The organism is Okeania hirsuta (assembly GCF_003838195.1).
Lineage (GTDB): Bacteria > Cyanobacteriota > Cyanobacteriia > Cyanobacteriales > Microcoleaceae > Okeania > Okeania hirsuta.
Window position 1 is genome coordinate 1 of record NZ_RCBY01000413.1, and the last position, 3,684, is coordinate 3,684.

Sequence of the window (3,684 nt, forward strand, 5' to 3'; positions counted from 1 at the left end):
TATAAAATTATAGCTTTAGCAAGTAATGGCACCCACAACCGATTTTTTTTTCGAAACAAGCTACAACATCTACTTACTTAAAAGTCATGACTTCCACTCCCGTCCAACCATTGGGAGTTCCTCTAAGTAAATATTCGCTTGACTTATTCATGAAAAATCGGGCAGGTTGGTCAATGGTGTTAACTTTCAACACTTTGTCAAAGGTAGCTACTGCTTGCGGGAATTCTTGAGCTAAGAACTGATCAAGCCCTCTTTTCGAAATCAGGTAGCGTTTGAGATTTTTAAAGCCGCTATTTGCTCAACATCCCCCTCAATACACTCATAAATACCTACAGGTTCTTTTTCCCTTTAACTTGAACTTTTCCAAGGTATCGAAGATGAAAATCATTACTGTTTGCCATCCTATTTACACTATCTTCACTTATGAGGATTGAGGCTTCATAATGTTTGGTCAAACTCTCAATCCGTGAAGCTGTATTCACAGTATCTGCAATAGTAGCAGCATCCATCCGATTCTGGTCTGCCAATAATGCCCATGATTAGCGATCAAGCATGTAGCCCCAATTCCTATTCGAATGGCTTTGCGCCCCTTCTTTGCCCGCAATTTGTTATAATACCTGAGTGTTTGTTGCATACCAATGGCAGCTTTTAACGCTTTTTCTGGAGATTTTGGAAAAATGGCCATAATGGCATCACCAAGATATTGATTGACAAAGCCACCATGCTGTTGTATGATCGGTCCCATACGCTTGTGGAAGGCATTGACAAAACGAAAATTTTCCTCCGGGGTCATAGATTCTGCAAAGGTGGTATAATCGCCGGATATCTGAAACACTACCGTCACCTCTTGTTCTGCCTGATCGCCTAAGTTTACTTCAGTAATTCTCTCCCTTCCGAGGAAACGAAGGAAGTCATTAGGCACACAAACTTACTAGTAATAGTATTGGATGCGATGTAGATCCAATTGTGTTTTGATTCTGGCCAATAGCTCTTCCTTATGTGAATGGTTTAGGTAAATAGTCATTAGCTCCTAAAGATAATCCATCCACAATATCCTTTAGTTGATTTTTGGCGGTAATCATAATTACGGGCAATTCGGAAGGGAGATACATTTTTCTAATTTTCCCGACATACCTCATAGCCCGACATTCGTGGCATCATCACATCCAATAAAACCAGATCAAAAGGATCGCTTTTTTGAATGATATTCATTGCTTCTTCACCATTCATGGCCTGTGTAAGTAAAAAACCTTTGCCCGAAGGTAATTTTGAAGCACCTGTTGATTAATGGGTTCATCATCCACGAACGAGTATCCGTATTGTATTGTTTCCACCAAGAGGAGTTGCAATAGGCGAGGACTCGCTATCTGGTGTGGAAATAGATTAGGCTGAGTGGTAGGATGAGGGATTACCTTTGCATCTAAAGTCGTTGCTTTTTCCTTAGAAAGAGGTAAAGTAAAGAAAAAGGACGAGCCTTTCCCCTATTTCAGATTCTACCCATATTTGTCCACCGTGTAATTCTATCAGGTGTTTACTGATACTTAGGCCTAAACCAGTACCAACAAACTCTCTAGAAATCGACCCATCTCCTTGTTGGAATTCTTGGAAAATAGTCTCCTGTTTTGTCAACAGGAATACCTATGCCTGTATCTTCGATCTTAACTTCAACCCGTCCTGCTGTTTCTCTAGCCTCAAGTTTAATATGTCCTTTCTCTGTAAACTTTTTTGCGTTGCCGATAAGATTATATAATACCTGTTGGAGACGATTCTCATCTCCTTCAATTGCTGCAAGGTTTGTTGGAATTTTATTAATTAGGCTTAAGATTTTTGCCTTTAACCAGGGGAGCATTTTTTGCAGAATAATATCAGCTAATACCCGAAGATTGATAGGTTTACGCAATAACTCAATATCAAAATTTCTCAGTTTAAGAAAATCCAAAATATCATTAACTAGTGCTACTCAGGCGTCTACTAGAAGCCATGATCATACTCAAGTTTTCTTGCTTGGCAGGGTTTTCTTCTTGCTCAAATAAAGTATCAGAGAGGCCAATAATACCCTGGAGTGGAGTACGTAGCTCCATGGGAGGTATTGGCTAAAAATTGATCTTTTAGATGGTCGATTTGTTCGAGACGCTCATTTCGCCTCTTTTTGAAAGATGAGCTCTTTTCTCTCGGACACGACGTTGCTGTAGGAAGAAAAAGGCAAGTCCTCCGATCAGGACTATTCCTAATCCTCCCAAGAAAAGATAATTTCGTTGGGCTAATTTTGCCTTGATATGCCGCTTCGGTCTCTGCCTGTTGTTGCACATATATTAGTGAATCTTGTACAGCCTTTTGCCTATACTCTTTTAACTCCATCTGTTGAAGTTCTCTGCCATTTTCTTCGTATTGTAAGCTATCTTTGGAGTACTAGTATTTGCTCTGATAGACCAGTGCCCTACTCAACTGCCTATTGCTTTATAGGCTTCATATAAGCAATAGCATGAACTTATTTGTTGACTTAAGTCTCCCAAGTCTTCCGCTACTTTAAACTCTTTTTACAAGCTTCAATGGATTTAGAATATTTCTCCTGATTAGCATAAATAGAAGCAATATCTATTAAACTAAGAGAATAGCTTTGACTTAGGGTATCATTTATTTCTTTGTAGATGTTTAAACTTTTTTTTTGTGAACTCAATGCTTTGTCGTAATCGCCTTGTTGAGAATAAATAGGCCCAATGCCTGTAAGTCCTGAAGCGACTCCATGTTTATCTCCATCCTCCTCATATATGTCTAAACCTTTCTGATAATACTCAAGCGCTTTTTTGAAAGTTTTTTTGAGAAAGATAAAGCGCACCAATATTATTATAAACAGCCGGGCTTTGCTTGTTTAACTCATTATCAATAGCGATCGCTTTTTGAAAATAATCCAAAGACTTTGCATATTCATTTCTATAGGAATAGGATACTTCCAAATTCATTATATATTGAAGATATACCGCGTTTTGTTATCAATCTCTCTGAAAATCTCCAGGCTTTTTTGATAATATTTGCAGTGCTGTAGTCAAATCATCATTATCATGATATAGGAATCCAGTCCGTAATGAGATCTCAGCAATTCCTTTTTTTGAATTTTACTTCTTCAGATAGTCTCAACCCTTTTTTATAGGAGTCTAATGCTTCTGGATACTTCCCTATCCTGAAATAGAGATACCCTACTAATGATAAGGCATCTACCATTCCTATTTTGTTATCAGTATTGCGACAAAACTCATATAGCAGGTCAGTCAGTATTACAGCACTGTCTGGTTTGGGGCCAAAATAGCCTTTGTCAATGTAATGCTTAAAAGCCTCTGCACGGGTAGAATCGGGTGTGTGTATCGTCTTCCCATACCGTCCATAGTGAATCGAGGTTGGATTGGGCATTTAATGCATAAAAAGTATAAAGAATAACTTAAAATATGATGATTCTTTTCATTGCTAAAAATACATTGTATTTATCCGATTAAAGTTAATTAAGTAATGGTCTGTATTGTCGAAATATTTCCTTTGGTTACCTTTCTAAACTCCCTATCCATATCAATAGTAGCAATCTTTGTATAAATCTGCGTAGTGTCAGGTAAGTCATGACCAAGAAACACTTGTAAATGATCTTTACTCATTCTGTCTTCCACTAAAAAGGTAGCCCTGGTATGGCTTAGTGTA

Annotated in this window: 8 protein-coding genes and 1 pseudogene; all 9 read right to left on the reverse strand. The window is 38.0% G+C overall.

The features are described 5' to 3' along the window. Window positions 1-329: 329 nt before the first annotated feature. The gene (locus D5R40_RS43160; RefSeq protein WP_124155729.1) at window positions 330-509 is read right to left on the reverse strand and encodes an adenylate/guanylate cyclase domain-containing protein; all 180 of its coding nucleotides are present in this window, start codon (window positions 507-509) and stop codon (window positions 330-332) included. After that, window positions 479-922 (reverse strand): adenylate/guanylate cyclase domain-containing protein, encoded by a 444-nt coding sequence (locus D5R40_RS31115; RefSeq protein ID WP_124155730.1) that lies wholly within the window; start codon window positions 920-922, stop codon window positions 479-481. Before D5R40_RS31115 ends, D5R40_RS43160 begins: the two co-directional genes overlap by 31 nt. A gap of 73 nt (window positions 923-995) precedes the next feature. Continuing rightward, window positions 996-1,112: a response regulator gene (locus D5R40_RS31120; RefSeq protein WP_161565134.1), complete on the reverse strand. Its 117-nt coding sequence runs from the start codon at window positions 1,110-1,112 to the stop codon at window positions 996-998. 4 nt (window positions 1,113-1,116) lie between these two features. Next, a pseudogene (locus D5R40_RS31125) lies at window positions 1,117-1,239 on the reverse strand (response regulator); the annotation flags it as partial. A gap of 201 nt (window positions 1,240-1,440) precedes the next feature. After that, complete coding sequence (locus D5R40_RS43165) at window positions 1,441-1,629, reverse strand: ATP-binding protein (protein ID WP_161565136.1); 189 nt, start codon at window positions 1,627-1,629, stop codon at window positions 1,441-1,443. Beyond that, window positions 1,571-1,939 (reverse strand): sensor histidine kinase, encoded by a 369-nt coding sequence (locus D5R40_RS31135; RefSeq protein WP_124155733.1) that lies wholly within the window; start codon window positions 1,937-1,939, stop codon window positions 1,571-1,573. Before D5R40_RS31135 ends, D5R40_RS43165 begins: the two co-directional genes overlap by 59 nt. A gap of 7 nt (window positions 1,940-1,946) precedes the next feature. Continuing rightward, a complete protein-coding gene (locus D5R40_RS43170) occupies window positions 1,947-2,081 on the reverse strand; it encodes a histidine kinase dimerization/phospho-acceptor domain-containing protein (RefSeq protein WP_375339435.1) in 135 nt (44 codons plus the stop codon). A 440-nt stretch (window positions 2,082-2,521) separates the two neighbouring features. Beyond that, window positions 2,522-2,836 (reverse strand): tetratricopeptide repeat protein, encoded by a 315-nt coding sequence (locus tag D5R40_RS31140; RefSeq protein ID WP_161565137.1) that lies wholly within the window; start codon window positions 2,834-2,836, stop codon window positions 2,522-2,524. A gap of 658 nt (window positions 2,837-3,494) precedes the next feature. Beyond that, the coding region (locus tag D5R40_RS38430) for a hypothetical protein (protein WP_205127773.1) at window positions 3,495-3,684 on the reverse strand (190 nt) is incomplete at its 5' end.

What these genes read in the sequence shown, in the direction of transcription:
- D5R40_RS43160 (WP_124155729.1), bottom strand. Translation starts at nt 509, where the DNA reads ATGGATGCTGCTACTATTGCAGATACTGTGAATACAGCTTCACGGATT.
- D5R40_RS31120 (WP_161565134.1), bottom strand. Translation starts at nt 1,112, where the DNA reads ATGTATCTCCCTTCCGAATTGCCCGTAATTATGATTACCGCCAAAAAT.
- D5R40_RS43170 (WP_375339435.1), bottom strand. Translation starts at nt 2,081, where the DNA reads ATGGAGCTACGTACTCCACTCCAGGGTATTATTGGCCTCTCTGATACT.